Annotated in this window: 14 protein-coding genes; 11 read left to right on the forward strand and 3 right to left on the reverse strand. The window is 64.2% G+C overall.

All coding sequences use genetic code 11. From position 1 onward, the window contains the following. Positions 1-136 precede the first annotated feature (136 nt). Entirely contained in the window at positions 137-598 is a 462-nt protein-coding gene (locus IAE39_RS21550; protein WP_201206332.1) for an Lrp/AsnC family transcriptional regulator, read from the forward strand. A 12-nt stretch (positions 599-610) separates the two neighbouring features. Here IAE39_RS21550 and IAE39_RS21555 read toward each other — a convergent pair whose 3' ends face one another. Then, positions 611-901 carry a hypothetical protein gene (locus IAE39_RS21555; protein ID WP_201206334.1) on the reverse strand — a complete coding sequence of 97 codons (291 nt, stop codon included), beginning with the start codon at positions 899-901 and terminating at the stop codon, positions 611-613. 589 nt (positions 902-1,490) lie between these two features. On the opposite strand from IAE39_RS21555, the gene IAE39_RS21560 reads away from it, so the two are divergent. The 9 genes from IAE39_RS21560 to IAE39_RS21600 all read left to right on the forward strand — a co-directional run bounded on the left by IAE39_RS21560 (position 1,491) and on the right by IAE39_RS21600 (position 11,752). Then, a complete protein-coding gene (locus tag IAE39_RS21560; protein ID WP_201206337.1) occupies positions 1,491-3,173 on the forward strand; it encodes a flavin monoamine oxidase family protein in 1,683 nt (560 codons plus the stop codon). Between the two features lie 14 nt (positions 3,174-3,187). Continuing rightward, positions 3,188-3,982, forward strand: a complete 795-nt coding sequence (locus IAE39_RS21565) for a carbon-nitrogen hydrolase family protein (RefSeq protein ID WP_201206339.1) — start codon at positions 3,188-3,190, stop codon at positions 3,980-3,982. Positions 3,983-4,128: 146 nt separating this feature from the next. Then, entirely contained in the window at positions 4,129-6,429 is a 2,301-nt protein-coding gene (gene pqqF, locus IAE39_RS21570) for a pyrroloquinoline quinone biosynthesis protein PqqF (RefSeq protein WP_201206341.1), read from the forward strand. A gap of 158 nt (positions 6,430-6,587) precedes the next feature. Then, positions 6,588-6,659, forward strand: coding sequence for a pyrroloquinoline quinone precursor peptide PqqA (gene pqqA / locus IAE39_RS21575; protein WP_003243383.1), 72 nt, complete (start codon positions 6,588-6,590; stop codon positions 6,657-6,659). An 83-nt stretch (positions 6,660-6,742) separates the two neighbouring features. Next, entirely contained in the window at positions 6,743-7,654 is a 912-nt protein-coding gene (gene pqqB, locus IAE39_RS21580; protein WP_201206343.1) for a pyrroloquinoline quinone biosynthesis protein PqqB, read from the forward strand. Between the two features lie 149 nt (positions 7,655-7,803). Next, positions 7,804-8,559, forward strand: coding sequence for a pyrroloquinoline-quinone synthase PqqC (gene pqqC / locus IAE39_RS21585; protein WP_201206345.1), 756 nt, complete (start codon positions 7,804-7,806; stop codon positions 8,557-8,559). Further along, complete coding sequence (pqqD, locus tag IAE39_RS21590) at positions 8,556-8,831, forward strand: pyrroloquinoline quinone biosynthesis peptide chaperone PqqD (protein ID WP_173887399.1); 276 nt, start codon at positions 8,556-8,558, stop codon at positions 8,829-8,831. The genes pqqC and pqqD overlap by 4 nt, the downstream gene beginning before the upstream one ends. Continuing rightward, entirely contained in the window at positions 8,803-9,963 is a 1,161-nt protein-coding gene (pqqE, locus tag IAE39_RS21595) for a pyrroloquinoline quinone biosynthesis protein PqqE (protein ID WP_201206347.1), read from the forward strand. Before pqqD ends, pqqE begins: the two co-directional genes overlap by 29 nt. Next, positions 9,929-11,752, forward strand: coding sequence for a S9 family peptidase (locus tag IAE39_RS21600; protein WP_201206349.1), 1,824 nt, complete (start codon positions 9,929-9,931; stop codon positions 11,750-11,752). The genes pqqE and IAE39_RS21600 overlap by 35 nt, the downstream gene beginning before the upstream one ends. A 130-nt stretch (positions 11,753-11,882) precedes the next feature. Here IAE39_RS21600 and IAE39_RS21605 read toward each other — a convergent pair whose 3' ends face one another. Next, positions 11,883-12,041 carry a YqaE/Pmp3 family membrane protein gene (locus tag IAE39_RS21605; RefSeq protein WP_009681539.1) on the reverse strand — a complete coding sequence of 53 codons (159 nt, stop codon included), beginning with the start codon at positions 12,039-12,041 and terminating at the stop codon, positions 11,883-11,885. A 151-nt stretch (positions 12,042-12,192) separates the two neighbouring features. Beyond that, a complete protein-coding gene (locus IAE39_RS21610) occupies positions 12,193-13,473 on the reverse strand; it encodes an aspartate aminotransferase family protein (RefSeq protein ID WP_201206352.1) in 1,281 nt (426 codons plus the stop codon). A gap of 211 nt (positions 13,474-13,684) precedes the next feature. Between IAE39_RS21610 and IAE39_RS21615 the strand changes: the two genes are divergently transcribed. Then, positions 13,685-14,608 (forward strand): LysR family transcriptional regulator, encoded by a 924-nt coding sequence (locus IAE39_RS21615; protein WP_201206354.1) that lies wholly within the window; start codon positions 13,685-13,687, stop codon positions 14,606-14,608. Positions 14,609-14,968: the final 360 nt, after the last annotated feature.

The following is a 14,968-nucleotide window of genomic DNA, read 5'->3' on the forward strand; positions in this document are numbered from 1 at the left end:
GCTGGGGCTGCTTTGCAGCCCTTTCGCGACACAAGGCCGCTCCTACAGGGGACCGCGTCGGCTGGGCCGGTGGTGACTGGCTTGCCCTGATCGGCACTGGCTGGCTAGGCTAGCGGGCCAACCGTAGAGACTCGCCATGTCGGATTCCCGCTCCATGACGCTGGACGAAATCGATCGCCAGCTGATCGCCCTGCTGCAAATCAACGCCCGCGAAAGCGTCGCCACCCTCGCCCGCCAGCTGGGTATCGCCCGCACCACCGTCAATTCGCGCCTGGAGCGGCTGGAGAAGAACAAGGTCATCTCCGGCTATGGCGTGCGCCTGGGCCAGAGTGTGATCGGCGGCGGGCTGCAGGCGTATGTGGGGATCAAGGTGCAGCCGCGCTCCGGTAAGGAAGTGGTGCGGCGCCTGAGCGCCATGGGGCAAGTGCAGCAATTGTGCGCAGTGAGCGGCGAGTTCGACTATGTGGCCTGGCTGCGCACGGATTCACCCGAACAGCTGGACCAGCTGCTCGACCAGATCGGCAGCGTCGACGGGGTGGAGAAGACCACCACGTCGATCATTCTCAGCAGCAAGGTGGACCGCGGGCAGCCGCTCTGAGCGGGCTGGCGGTCAGGCTTCCTGGCCGTCGAGCAGGCCTTCCAGGATTGCCGAAAGGCTTTCGGCCGAATGCTGCATCGACCAGACAATGTCACGGCTGCGCTCGGGGGCGTGGTGTTGGGCGTAGTCGGTGGCAATCTGGTTGAGGCCACGGGCCAGCAGGCAGGCGTGGACCAGGGCGTCGGCGGCGTCGATGCCGGGGCGGATGGCGAAGAGCGGTGGGTGGCTGGATTCGCAGTTGCAGAAGGGCTTTTCGGCGGTGGGTTTGAGTTTTTCGGGTTGGTCGGGTAAGCGGTCGGTCATGGTATAGCCTCCACATCACAGGGTGATTGGCGGCCAATCGCATCCTTCTCACGGGAATTGGGTGGCAGCCATGCGCGAGGTGAGAACCGGCGAACTTGGAGGCGCGTACCCGGCCAGGCAAAGCCTGCCCGCGCACAGCTGCCATAGCAGTGCGCCTCCAGAAAGATCAGCGGGTTCTCACGCCCGATCGCCGAATTTGCGGCGACCCGGTGAAGTTAACGGTGAAACGATTCCCGCGATGCCAGACCGAGGCTATAGCGGGCGTAGGGTAATTCTTTATTTCAAGGCATGGGTGTAGGAACTGTCTGATCACCCAGATTGCAAGTGCTACACAGCCCGTTGTAGGAGCGGGTTTACCCGCGAATGCTGCTGTGAATCTACCGACGCATTCGCGGGTGAACCCGCTCCTACAACGGGCCAGTGCAGATTCGTCATAATGCATGTTGCTAATGAAATTTCGACTAATAAAGCTACATTTAGACAACACTCTGCACCTTAATTACGAACACCCCACTCCCTAAAATGACCCCCAGGCATCTCCTATACTCAGGCTCCGCTCCCCGCGCAGCCTCTCTGGCAAGGTCACTTCATGAACAAGAAAAACCGCCACCCCGCCGACGGTAAAAAGCCAATCACCATCTTCGGCCCGGACTTCCCGTTCGCCTTCGACGACTGGCTGGAACATCCGGCAGGCCTGGGCAGCATTCCGGCTGAACGCCAGGGTGAAGAAGTGGCCATCGTGGGTGCCGGTATCGCCGGGCTGGTGGCGGCCTACGAATTGATGAAGCTGGGCCTCAAACCGGTGGTGTATGAGGCCTCCAAGCTGGGTGGCCGGCTGCGTTCGCAGGCCTTCAATGGCACCGACGGGATCATCGCCGAACTGGGTGGCATGCGCTTCCCGGTGTCGTCCACCGCCTTCTACCACTACGTGGACAAGCTGGGCCTGGAAACCAAGCCCTTCCCCAACCCGCTGACCCCGGCTTCCGGCAGTACGGTGATCGACCTGGAAGGCCAGACCTACTACGCCGAAAAAGCCACCGACCTGCCACAGTTGTTCCACGAAGTGGCCGACGCCTGGGCCGACGCGCTGGAAAGCGGCGCCCAGTTCGCCGACATCCAGCAGGCCATCCGCGACCGTGATGTACCGCGCCTTAAAGAACTGTGGAACAAGCTGGTCCCACTGTGGGACGACCGCACCTTCTACGACTTCGTCGCCACCTCGCGCTCGTTCGCCAAGCTGAGTTTCCAGCACCGTGAAGTGTTCGGCCAGGTCGGCTTCGGCACCGGCGGCTGGGACTCGGACTTCCCCAACTCGATGCTGGAAATCTTCCGCGTGGTGATGACCAACTGCGACGACCACCAGCACCTGGTGGTCGGCGGTGTGGAGCAGGTGCCGCAAGGCATCTGGCGCCATGTACCGGAGCGCTGCGTGCATTGGCCGGAGGGCACCAGCCTGAGCGCGCTGCATGGCGGCGCACCCCGTACCGGCGTGAAACGTATCGCCCGCGCCGCCGATGGCCGCCTGGCGGTCACCGACAACTGGGGCGATACCCGCCACTACAGCGCGGTGCTCGCCACCTGCCAGACCTGGCTGCTGACCACCCAGATCGACTGCGAAGAATCGCTGTTCTCGCAAAAAATGTGGATGGCCCTGGACCGTACCCGCTACATGCAGTCGTCGAAAACCTTCGTCATGGTCGACCGGCCGTTCTGGAAGGACAAAGACCCGCAAACCGGTCGCGACCTGATGAGCATGACCCTCACCGACCGCCTTACCCGCGGCACTTACCTGTTCGACAACGGCGACGACAAGCCGGGGGTGATCTGCCTGTCCTACGCGTGGATGAGCGATGCACTGAAGATGTTGCCGCACCCGGTGGAAAAGCGCGTGCAGCTGGCCCTGGATGCGCTGAAGAAGATCTACCCGAAGACCGACATCGCAGGGCATATCATCGGCGACCCGATCACTATTTCCTGGGAAGCCGACCCGCACTTCCTTGGCGCCTTCAAGGGCGCACTGCCGGGCCACTACCGCTACAACCAGCGGATGTACGCGCACTTCATGCAGCAGGACATGCCCGCCGAACAGCGCGGCATGTTCATTGCCGGTGACGACGTGTCGTGGACCCCGGCCTGGGTGGAAGGTGCGGTGCAGACTTCGCTGAATGCGGTGTGGGGTATCATGAACCACTTCGGTGGCCGTACCCACCCGGACAACCCAGGCCCAGGCGACGTATTCGACGAGATCGGCCCGATCGCCCTGGCTGACTGACACAAGGAGGCGCCATGCGCATTGCTCTGTTCCAGGGTGAACCCAAACCACTGGACGTGCCCGGCAACCTGCAACGGCTGCGCCAGCAGGCGCAACTGGCGGCTGAACGCGGCGCCCGGTTGCTGGTGTGCCCGGAAATGTTCCTGACTGGCTACAACATCGGCCTGGCCCAGGTCGAACGGCTGGCCGAAGCCGTCGACGGCCCGTCGGCCATGGCGGTGGTGGAAATCGCCCAGGCGCACCGCATTGCCATTGTCTATGGCTACCCGGAGCGCGGTGATGAGGGTGCGATCTACAACAGTGTGCAGTTGATCGATGCCCATGGCCGCAGCCTGAGCAATTACCGCAAGACCCACCTGTTCGGCGAGCTGGACCGTTCGATGTTCAGCGAAGGCCCAGACCATTTCCCGGTGGTGGAGCTGGACGGCTGGAAGGTCGGCCTACTGATCTGCTACGACATCGAGTTCCCGGAGAATGCCCGGCGCCTGGCGCTGGATGGCGCCGAGCTGATCCTGGTGCCGACGGCGAACATGACCCCTTACGACTTCATCTGCCAGGTGACCGTGCGGGCGCGGGCGCAGGAGAACCAGTGCTATCTGGTGTATGCCAACTACTGCGGGGCGGAAGACGAGATCCAGTATTGCGGGCAGAGCAGCATCATCGGCCCGGATGGCAGCCTGCTGGCCATGGCCGGGCGGGATGAGTGCCAGTTGCTGGCGGAGCTGGAACATGAGCGGGTGGTGCAGGGGCGCTTGGCCTTCCCCTACCTCACAGATCTACGCCAAGAGCTGCATCTGCGTCAGGGCTGATGGCCTCTTCGCGGGTAAACCCGCTCCCACAGGTACGGTGTGATTTGGAAATCAACACCCATCGCTGTGGGAGCGGGTTCACCCGCGAAGAGGCCGGGCCTGCTCACACAAATGGGTTAGCATGGAAACCAGCAACCGGAGCCCCCATGCCTGACGCCACCCGCCACCTCACCCTCGCCAACGGCCTGCAGCTGACCCTGCGCCACGCCCCGCGCCTGAAGCGCTCGGCGGCCGCACTGCGGGTGCACGCGGGCAGCCACGATGCCCCCGCCAAATGGCCTGGCCTGGCGCACTTCCTCGAGCACCTGTTCTTCCTGGGTACCCCGCGCTTTCCGCTGAACGACGGGCTGATGCGCTACGTGCAGGCCCTCGGCGGCCAAGTCAACGCCAGCACCCGCGAACGTGCCACCGACTTCTTCTTCGAAGTCCCGCCCACCACCTTGGGCGGGGGCCTGGAGCGCATGTGTCAGATGCTCGCCGAACCGGACCTGGGCATCGAACGGCAACACCGCGAACGTGAAGTCATCCACGCCGAGTTCATCGCGTGGTCACGCAACCCGCAGGCCCAGCAGCAGTTCGCCTTGCTGCAGTCGGTGTCACCCAGCCATCCACTGGCTGCGTTTCATGCCGGCAACCGATACACCCTGGCCCTGCAGGACTCTGCCTTCCAGCAAGCGCTTGGCAGCTTTCACCAACGCTTCTACCAAGGCGGCCAGATCACCTTGAGCCTGTGTGGCCCGCAACCGCTGGATGAACTGGAACACCTGGGACGACAGCACGCCAAGCTGTTCGCCGCGGGTGAGCACGTGCCGCAAGTGGCCCCGCCACCACTGTCGGCGACGAATGCCGCCCTGGCCTTTACTCACGAGCACCTCCCCAGAGGTGCCGAGCAGGCGCTGGAGCTGCTGATCACCTGCCTCGACGACAACCGCGCAGGCACCTGGTCCGGCGCGCTTCGTGAGCGTGGCTGGCTACAAGGTCTCAAAGCCGAAACGCTATATGCATTCGCTGGGCAGCTGCTGTGGCACCTCGACCTTGAACTCACTGCCAACGCCAACCCGGACGAAGCCATCGCCTTGCTGCACGGTTGGTTCAGCTTCATCCGCCAGGCCGACCCCGAGCAGTTGAATCACCCATTCGGGCTGCTGCAGCTCAGCCGCGAACGCAATGCCAGCGCACTGGAGCTGGCCCATCGGGATAGCACGGGTCGGCCTTTCGCCAAGCTGGATACCCAAGGCCTGCAGGCGCTTGCCAGCCTGCTGGAAGGCCTGCCATGCAGCCCTCACGGCCAATGGCAGCTACCCCCGGTCGACCCACTGCTGACGGCCGAGCTGCCCGCTGTCACGGCACAGCCTCTGCCGCCAGCACTGAAGATCAGCGACCAGCTCCCTGCGGCCCGCCAATACGCGGCGCTCTACCTGCGCTGGCATGTGCCCTCGCCTTTGCGCCACCAGCTGCAGCGCGTGCTGGAACAAGCCCTTGCCCCCCTGCAGGCGCGCTGTGAACGCGCCTCGGTGCAACTGCAGTTCACCAGCGCCGGGGAATATTGGCAGTTGCGCTGCGCCGGGCTATCGGCAGCGGTGCTGCGCGCCGTTGAACAGGCCTTGGCGTTGATGCTCACGCCACCCGCCAGTTGCTGGCTGCCCCGCGCAACACAACCCGCGGCCCTGATCCCGATCCGCGCCTTGCTCAAGCAACTGCCAGACGCGGTACAGGGTAGCCAGCCCGCAGCAGTACCGGCCTGCACGCTGGCACAGCATCAACTCGCCAGCCTGTGGCAACAGGCAAGCTGGCATGGCCTGGCCGCAGGCTTCGACAACGCTGCGCTGGGCGCATTGGGCAGTGTCATGCAGCACTGCCCCGGGCAAGGCGCGCGGCCAAACCCTGCGCCCACCTGGGTGAGCCGACGCTGGCAACACGCAGAAGCGCCGGGCAGTGAACACGCCCTGCTGCTGTTCTGCCCACTACCAGCGGCCAACGAAGCCACCGGGCGCCTGCTCGCCCAGTTGCTGCAAGGGCCGGTTTACCAGCGGCTGCGGGTCGAGCTACAACTCGGCTACGCCGTGTTCAGCGCCTTTCGTCAGGTCGAGGGCGTGTGCGGCCTGCTTTTCGGCGTGCAGTCCCCGCACACCAGCCAGGTACAAGTGCTCGATCACTTGCGCACCCTGCTAGAGCGGGGCGTCAGCCTCGACCCGGCCGCTCGCCAGGCCCTGGCTGAACAATTCGACGAGGCCGCCATGGCCAACGCCGACGTCGCCGAATGGGCGTGGCAGACACACCTGGCTACACACCCCGGCCGGCTGGATGCCTTGCGCGGGTCTATCCTGAAGACGCGGCAGACGGATCTGGACCAGTTGCTAAGCAACCTGCTCGATACGGGTTCGACTTGGCTTTGCCTGGCCAACGCTGCCGCGCCAGACACCTTCTGGCAGGGCGAAAAAGCCTGATTATTACGCCAACTGCAACGGCGCTTTTCGAATAATTAACCTTTCGGTACAAAATTATCTTGTAAGATAGCGCAATCCCAGTTCCGGGAACCTCCTGTGCATGGCGGTACCCAAGTAGTAGCTGAGCAACCCCAAACCCATCCGGAAGGAGTAATCCCATGTGGACCAAACCTGCATACACTGATCTGCGTATCGGCTTCGAAGTCACCATGTACTTCGCTAACCGCTAAGCCCGGCTTACGGTTCCACGCCTCGGCCCGCCGGGGCGTTTTCGTTTTTCAGATACCGATTGCGCACAGCAAAGAGAGTGGCCATGTACATTCAGGTTCTCGGCTCCGCCGCCGGTGGCGGCTTCCCGCAGTGGAACTGCAACTGCGCCAACTGCAAGGGCTTGCGTGACGGCACCCTGCGGGCCACCGCGCGTACCCAGTCGTCCATCGCCCTGTCCGACGACGGCGTGCACTGGGTACTGTGCAATGCCTCGCCCGACATCCGCGCCCAGCTGCAGGCCTTTGCGCCCATGCAGCCAGCCCGGGCCCTGCGCGACACCGGCATCAATGCCATCATCCTGCTCGACAGCCAGATCGACCACACCACCGGCCTGCTCAGCCTGCGCGAAGGCTGCCCGCACCCGGTGTGGTGCACCGATATGGTCCACCAGGACCTCACCACCGGCTTCCCGCTGTTCAACATGCTCAGCCACTGGAACGGCGGCCTGCAGTGGAACCGCATCGAGCTGGAAGGCAGCTTCGTGATCGACGCCTGCCCCAACCTCACGTTCACCCCGTTCCCGCTGCGCAGCGCCGCCCCGCCCTACTCGCCGCACCGCTTCGACCCGCACCCGGGCGATAACCTGGGCCTGCTGGTCGAGGACACCCGCACCGGCGGCAAGCTGTTCTATGCCCCGGGCCTTGGCCAGGTCGATGAAACGCTGCTGGCGATGATGCACGGCGCCGACTGCCTGCTGGTCGACGGTACCCTGTGGGAAGACGATGAAATGCAGCGCCGTGGCGTCGGCACCCGCACCGGCCGCGAAATGGGCCACCTGGCGCAGAACGGCCCTGGCGGCATGCTGGAAGTGCTCGACGGCTTCCCGCGCCAGCGCAAGGTGCTTATCCACATCAACAACACCAACCCGATCCTCGACGAAGACTCGCCCGAGCGCGCCGAAGTGCTGCGCCGGGGTGTGGAAGTGGCCTTTGATGGCATGAGTATCGAGTTGTAAAAACAAGTCGCAACCGCAACACACCCCCCTGTGGGAGCGGGTTTACCCGCGAATGCGTCAGTGGCTTTACCAACGCATTCGCGGGTGAATCCGCTCCCACAGGGTGGGTTAGGTGTCAGGCCAGAGAATCTTTTACAGGAGCCAGCCGAATGAGCGACGCACTGCCAATGTCCCCTGCCGAATTCGAGCAGGCCCTGCGCGCCAAGGGCGCCTATTACCACATCCATCACCCGTACCACGTGGCGATGTACCAGGGCCGCGCCAGCCGCGAGCAGATCCAGGGCTGGGTGGCCAACCGCTTCTACTACCAGGTCAACATCCCGATGAAGGATGCCGCGATCCTGGCCAATTGCCCGGACCGCGAAGTGCGCCGCGAGTGGATCCAGCGCTTGCTTGACCACGACGGCGCCCCCGGCGAGGACGGCGGTATCGAAGCCTGGCTGCGCCTGGGCCAGGCCGTGGGCCTGGACCCGGACCAGCTGCGCTCGCAAGAGCTGGTACTGCCCGGTGTGCGCTTTGCCGTGGACGCCTACGTCAACTTTGCCCGCCGCGCCAGCTGGCAGGAAGCCGCCAGCAGCTCGTTGACCGAGCTGTTCGCCCCGCAAATCCACCAGTCGCGCCTGGACAGCTGGCCGCAGCACTACCCGTGGATCGACCCGGCCGGCTACGAATACTTCCGCACCCGCCTGGGCCAGGCCCGGCGTGATGTGGAGCACGGCCTGGCCATCACCCTGCAGCACTACACCACCCGTGAGGGGCAGGAGCGTATGCTGGAGATACTGCAGTTCAAGCTGGATATCCTCTGGAGCATGCTCGACGCCATGAGCATGGCCTACGAGCTGAACCGCCCGCCTTATCACTCCGTCACCCAGGACCGGGTGTGGCACAAGGGGATCACCCTATGAGTTTCGACCGTAACCAGGTGCCAAACTGGCGCCCCGGCTACCGCTTCCAGTACGAGCCGGCGCAGAAAGGCCATGTGTTGCTGTACCCCGAAGGCATGATCAAGCTCAACGACAGCGCCAGCCTGATCGGTGGCCTGATCGACGGCCAGCGTGACGTGGCCGCAATCATCAGCGAACTCGAACAGCAATTCCCCGGTGTGCCGCAGGTAGCCGAGGATATCGAGCAGTTCATGGAGGTGGCCCGTGCCGAACACTGGATCGTCCTCGCCTGAGCTGCCGCCCACGCCCGAGGTCGGCCTGCCGCTGTGGCTGCTGGCCGAGCTGACATACCGCTGCCCGCTGCAGTGCCCGTACTGCTCCAACCCGCTGGACTTCGCCGCCCAGGGCCAGGAGCTGAGCACCGAACAGTGGTTCAAGGTAATGGCCGAAGCGCGGGAAATGGGCGCCGCGCAAATCGGCTTTTCCGGTGGTGAGCCACTGGTGCGCCAGGACTTGGCCGAGCTGATCGGCGAAGCCCGCCGCCTGGGTTACTACACCAACCTGATCACCTCGGGCATCGGCCTGACCGAGGCGCGCATCGCCGACTTCAAGAAGGCCGGCCTGGACCATATCCAGATCAGCTTCCAGGCCAGCGACGAGCAGGTGAACAACCTGCTGGCCGGTTCGAAGAAGGCTTTTGCGCAAAAGCTGGAGATGGCCCGTGCAGTGAAGGCCCACGGCTACCCGATGGTGCTCAACTTCGTTACCCACCGGCACAACATCGACAAGACCGACCGCATCATCGAGCTGTGCATTGCCCTGGAGGCGGACTTCGTCGAACTTGCCACCTGCCAGTTCTATGGCTGGGCGCACCTCAACCGCCTGGGCCTTTTGCCCACGCGCGCGCAACTGGAGCGCGCCGAACGCATCACCAACGAGTACCGCGACAAGCTCAAGGCCGAGGGCAACCCGTGCAAGCTGATCTTCGTCACCCCGGACTATTACGAAGAGCGCCCCAAGGCCTGCATGAACGGCTGGGGCAACCTGTTCCTCACCATCACCCCGGACGGTACCGCACTGCCCTGCCACGGCGCCCGGCAGTTGCCCGTGCAGTTCCCCAATGTGCGCGACCACGACCTGCACCATATCTGGTATGAGTCATTCGGCTTCAACCGCTTCCGTGGCTACGAATGGATGCGCGAACCGTGCCGCTCCTGCGACGAGAAGGAAAAGGACTTCGGCGGCTGTCGCTGCCAGGCCTTCATGTTGACCGACGATGCCAGCAACGCCGACCCGGTGTGCGCCAAGTCGGCCGAGCACGGCATCATCCTCAAGGCCCGCGAGGAGGCCGAAAGCGCCCAGCTCGCCATTGAACAGATGACCTTCCGCAATGAACGAAACTCCCGTGTCATCGCCCGCGGCTGAATTCAGCGCGGCCCAGGCGGTTGCCGCCGGCACCGACTTTGCAGAACTCAAGGTCAGCGCCGACGGGCTGTTCTGGCTTGAATTTCGCCCGGCCGATGGCGCTTGCCGCATCTGGCACTGGCTGCACTACCAAGCCCGCTGCCTGACCGCAGATGGCTTCAGCGTGCGCAGCCGGGTCTACGAGTATGGCGGTGGCAGCTTCTGCCTGGGCGCAGACGGGCTGGTGTTCGTCAACGAAAAAGACCAGCAGATCTATACCCAGCCGCTGGACGACGTACTGCCGCGTGCACTGACCCACGATGCCAGCTGCCGCTACGGCGATGTGCAATGGCATGACGGCCAGGTGCTGGCCGTCGAGGAACGCCATGCCGAGCAGGTCGAACACCGCCTGGTCGCCTTGCGCGAGGGCAGCCGCGAGGTCATTGCTGAGGGTGCTGATTTCTACGCGTCCCCGACGCTGAGTGCCGATGGCCAGCGCCTGGCGTGGGTCGAGTGGGACCGCCCGGCGCAGCCCTGGACCGTCACCCGGTTGATGCATCGTACGCGCAATGGCATTGGCGACTGGGGGCCGGCGCAGTGTGTGGCGGGTGCTGACGAGTCGCTGCAGCAACCGCGCTTCGACGCTGAGGGCCGACTGTACTGCCTGTCCGATCGCAACGGCTTCTGGCAGCCCTGGGGCGAAGTCGAAGGCCACTGGCGAGCGTTGCCCGCCGCGACCGCGGACCACGCCGCTGCGCCTTGGCAACTGGGCACCTGCACTTGGTTGCCGCTGGGGCCGCAAAGCTACCTGGCCAGTTGGTTCGTGGACGGCTTCGGGCAGCTTGGGCTGCGTGGCAGCGATGGCCGCATGGAGCGTTTCGCCAGTGCCTATACGCGCTTTCGTAACCTGGCGCTGGATGACGAGCACCTGTACGCCATCGCCGCCTCGCCCATCAGCCCGCCGGCGGTGATTGCCATCGACCGCAGCAACCACGAGGTACGCGTACTGGCCGGTGGTGCCGAAGTGCTGCCTGCCGGGCAGATCAGCCTGCCGCAGCCCATCCACTATGGCCATGACGGCGAGCAGGCCCATGGTTTCTTCTACCCGGCAGCACACACCAAAGCCGCTGCACCATTGGTGGTTTTCATCCACGGTGGGCCGACGTCGGCCTGTTACCCGGTGCTCGACCCGCGCATTCAGTACTGGACCCAGCGCGGCTTCGCCGTGGCCGACCTGAACTACCGGGGTAGCACCGGTTATGGCCGCGAGTACCGCCAGGCCCTGCACCTGCGCTGGGGTGAAAGCGACGTGGCCGATGCCTGCGCAGCCGTTGAATACCTGGCGGCGCAGGGCCTGGTGGACCAGCGCAAGGCGTTTATCCGTGGCGGCAGCGCGGGGGGCTACACCACCCTGTGTGCCTTGGCCTTCCATGACGTGTTCCGCGCCGGTGCCAGCCTGTATGGGGTCAGCGACCCGGTTGCGCTGGGGCGTGCCACGCACAAGTTCGAAGGCGATTACCTGGACTGGCTGATTGGTGACCCGCAGCAGGATGCCGAGCGTTATCGGCAACGCACGCCGCTGTTGCATGCGGGGCAGATCAAGGTGCCGGTGATTTTCTTCCAGGGCGAGCTGGATGCGGTGGTGGTGCCGGAGCAGACGCGGGCGATGTTGGAGGCCTTGAAGGCTAACGGGATCGAGGCTGAAGGGCACTTCTATGCGGGGGAGCGGCATGGGTTCCGCAAGGCGGAGAACCTGGCGCATGCGCTGGAAGAAGAATGGAGGTTTTATTGCCGGGTGTTGAAGGCCTGAGATCGTGGGGCCGCGTTGCGGCCCTTTCGCGACACAAGGCCGCTCCTACAAGGGTTCGCGATCCCCTGTTGGAGCGGCCTTGCCGGGGCGCCGGACCGGTCGGATGGGCTGCAAAGCAGCCCCAAGGGCCTCAGCGCTTGGCAATGATGTACACCGCATGCACGATCCCCGGAATATACCCCAGCAAGGTCAGCAAGATATTCAGCCAGAACGCCCCACCAAACCCGACCTGCAGGAACACACCCAGCGGCGGCAGGATGATGGCGATGATGATGCGGATAAAGTCCATGCGAGTGACTCCTGAAGGGGTTACATCAAAGACTAGCCGCCCATCGCAGAGGTTCCACAGCCCAAAAAAAACGCCCCGGGCCGAATGAAACAGGCCAGGGGCGATGCGCAGGAACGCCAGACGGTTCGTAGAATTCTTTAACGTGCCACTCTTAAGCCGGCACTTCGCGGCGGGCCTGCTGCTGGGCATGCAGGCGGGCAAAGGCGCGCGCCAGGCGCAGCAGCATTTCGTCGATGTTGCCCTTGCTCACGGTCAATGCCGGCGAGAAACGCACCACATCCGCTTGCGGCGCGTTCAGCAGCAGGCCTTCGTGCAGGGCCGCCGCCACCAGTTCACGGGCCAGGTTTTCCTTCAGTTGCAGCGCCCACAGCAGCCCTTGCCCGCGTACTTCCCCCTGGCCATAGCGCCCGGCCAGGCGGCTCAGACCTTCGCGCAGGTGGCGGCCGTGGTCTTGCACCTGGGCGAAAAAGCCGGGCTCCTGCACGGTATCCAGCACTGCCAGGCCCGCGGCACACATCAGCGCGTTGCCGTGGTGGCTGCCTTCCAGCTCGCCAGGTTCGGCGCAACAGGCCGTACCGCGGGCCAGCAAGGCGGCCAGGGGCACGCCGCCGCCCAGGCCTTTGCCCAGGGTGATGATGTCGGCGCGCACGCCATAGGTCTCTTCGGCCAGTAGCGCACCACAACGGCCAATACCGGTCTGCACCTCGTCGAGGATCAGCAATATGCCCAGTTCGCGGCAGAGCGTCTCCACACCCTTGAGGTATTCCTGGGTAGCCGGGATAACCCCGGCCTCGCCCTGGATCGGCTCGAGCATGATCGCCACCGTGCGCGAGTCAACCTCGGCGTGCAGCGCCGCCAGGTCATTGAACGGCACCTTGCTGAAGCCAGGCAGGCCGGGCTCGCAACGGTTGCATGGCAGCGGGTCGGAGGCCGACAGCGCACCCAGGCTGCGGCCATGGCAGGCCTGGCTGGCGGTGATGATGTGATAGGCGCCATTGCGGTGCAGCTGGCCCCATTTACGCGCCAGCTTGATGGCCCCTTCACAGGCCTCGGCACCGCTGTTTAGCAGGTAGGCCTGGTCGCTGCCGGTGCTCTGGCACAGGCGGTTTACCAGCGCCAGCAGGCCGCGGCTGTGGAAGCCCGCGCCCGGGTTTATCAGTGCCTGGGCCTGGTTACCCAACGCCTTTACCAGCACGCTGGGGCTGTGGCCCAGGCTGTTGACCGCACCGCCCTGGGTGAAGTCCAGGTAGGCATGCCCTTCGCTGTCCCACAACCACGAACCCTGGCCACGCACGAATACCTGGTCGGCGCGTTCGGCGCTTGGCATCAGGCGATCACGCGACAGCTCGGCAGTTGGCGGCACCCTCACTGGCGCGCGCTTGGGCTCGGTGGCCGCAGCAGGGGCCGAGCGGCGCAGGTTGAACAGGTTCATCAGGGCTCCAGCCAATGCACGGTAAGGGGCGGGCACGGGGCGGTCTTGGTGCCGCCACTCGATATTTTGCCTTGCCTATCAAAAGTGTTTTTCATCCGGGGTAACAATCGACCGATTGATCGCTGTAACCCGTTGGAATACGGCGATAGACTAGGCTTCACGAGGGTTTACGACCATTTCGTTTTTCCAGCATTTTCGATAAGTGTTACTTATGGATTTCCGCCAACTGCGTTATTTCGTCGCGGTGTACGAAGAAGGCCACGTGGGCCGCGCCGCCGAGCGCCTGTCGCTGTCGCAGCCAGCGCTTTCCCAACAGATACGCCAGCTGGAGCACAGCCTCGACCTGAGCCTGTTCGAGCGTAGCAACAAGCGCCTTTTGCCTACCCTGGCGGCTCACACCCTGTACAACCATGCGTTGCCATTGCTTGACGGCCTGCAGCGAGCCCACGAAGCCATGCGCAACTTCAAGGGCCAGTCGCTGCGCACGTTGGCCATCGGCGTGTTGCAGACCGTGCGGCCAAGCCTGGTGCCGCAACTGCTGGAACGGCTGCGCAAGGCACAGCCACACCTTGTGGTTCAGATTTATGAGTTGTCGGGGCTGGAGATCGAACGGCGCCTGCTCAACGGCAGCCTGGACATCGGCATCAGTTATCTGCCGCCGCGCCAGCCGGGACTGCATGGCCTGCTGTTATACGAAGACGAACTGCAACTGGTGATCCCCGACACCCACCCGCTGAAGGATTTCAAGAAGGTGTCCATCCGCCAGGCCGCCGAGTTGCCCATGCTGATGCTGGGCGAGGAGTTCCAGATCCGCCAGATCTGGCAGGCGCAGCTGGCCAGCCAGGGGCGACGCCCGCAGGTGCAGGCAGAAATGAACAACATGGCGGGAATCCTCGACAGCCTGGCGCACACCGCGCTGGCGACCATTTTGCCGGGCCGGGCCAAGGAAGCCGCCGAGGATGACCAGGGGCTGCTGTGGAAGCCGCTGAGCGAGCCACGGGTGCCGCTGAAGGTGGGCCTGGTGTTCCGCGATGCACAGCGCCAGCAGGCCTCGGTGGAGCTGCTGCGTACGCTGCTGGAGGAAGAAACGGACGCCCGCCTGCTGGGGGCATCGCCGCTGGATGTGCTGGGCTGAAAAACACGCGCACAAAGAAAACCCCGCCGAAGCGGGGTTTTCCAGACTGTTTCCCTGTGACATCCGTATCGCCCCGCCGTCCTGGCAGGTGGTCCTTCGTCGCCGTCCTTAGTCTGTCCTTTGCGCTTCCTGCGCAACGTCCATGTGGTAAAGATTAACCGTGGATCCAATCTGAGAACAGTGGTGAAAAGTCACCACGTCGTGTAGGAAAAAGCTTACAAAGGCGAGGCATTCGCAGATACACCATGAATGAGGGCCGCGTTGCGGCCCGATCGCGACACAAGGCCGCTCCTACAAGGTCCTGCACACGCCGATCAATGTAGGAGCGGCCTTGCGTCGCGATGGGCTGCAAAGCAGCCC

Source organism: Pseudomonas sp. S37 (assembly GCF_016658545.1).
In the GTDB taxonomy this organism is placed as follows: Bacteria; Pseudomonadota; Gammaproteobacteria; order Pseudomonadales; family Pseudomonadaceae; genus Aquipseudomonas.